1 protein-coding gene is annotated in these 963 nt (G+C 58.6%); it reads right to left on the reverse strand.

The features are described from left to right. A partial coding sequence (locus AWB76_RS38695) for a VOC family protein (RefSeq protein ID WP_061165338.1) occupies positions 1 to 951 on the reverse strand: 951 nt, incomplete at its 3' end. Between the last annotated feature and the right edge of the window lie 12 nt (positions 952 to 963).

A 963-nucleotide genomic window follows, 5' to 3' on the forward strand; every position in this document is an offset into this window, starting at 1 on the left:
CTCCGTCATGAAGCGTCCATCGGGTGCTTTTGCGTTCTTCTGGCGGCGGGTGTTGCCATCGAGTCCGCCATCGATTGCCCACTCGGCAAACATGGTCGGACTCGGCTCGAACTCGCGCGGTTGCCAATTGGGCGTGAGAACGTCTTCGTCCGAGTAGTACTCGATCAACCCGCCAGCCGGGTTATCGAAGTACCAGAAGTACGCAGCCGAGATCGGATGACGACCGGGACCCAGCTTGGTGCTCCAGCCGCAGCGACTTACATGCAAGCCCCCGCCAAAAACCTCGTGGATGTCGCGCACCGTGAACGCGACGTGATTAAGCCCCGGCTTGCCATTCGGCAATTGCAGCATGAACAGGTCGTGGTGCCCACCGTGGGGCGCACATCGCATGAACGTTCCGCGCCCCGGATATCGGTCGGAAACTTCAAATCCAAGCAGTTCGTGGTAGAACTTTTCCTGCTCAGCCAATCGGTTCGTAAATAACACGACGTGTCCAACCTCGATGGGCTCCGCGTGATCGTAGATCACCCCCGGGGTGTCGATACGCGTCGCATTGCCCCATGTGTTCGAGGTCGAAGCCTTGATGTCCACCTCGCGTCTGCGTGTCACCTCAATGCGGATGGCCATTCCAGTCGGATCAATGCATCCGATGGCATCGTCCGATTCGAAGTGCGCCGGCTGACCTTCAAAACGACCCCTTAACGCATCGAGTTCTTCCCGGCTGCCCACGCCCCACGTCACCTCCCGCAACGTCGAGCCTTCCTCGAACGCGGGCGGCAGCGACGGGTCATTCGCATCCACCGCAATGACCGTGCAACCGTTGAGCGTTTCAAAGCGTACCTGTCGCTCATCGTGAGACACTTCCTTCAAGCCCCAGTCCTTGAAGAAGGACCTGCATGTCGCCAGATCAGTCACGCCGTACTTGATTTGCTCTATGCCTAAAATCGTCATGCCAATGCTCCT

This window comes from Caballeronia temeraria (assembly GCF_001544795.2).
In the GTDB taxonomy this organism is placed as follows: Bacteria; Pseudomonadota; Gammaproteobacteria; order Burkholderiales; family Burkholderiaceae; genus Caballeronia; species Caballeronia temeraria.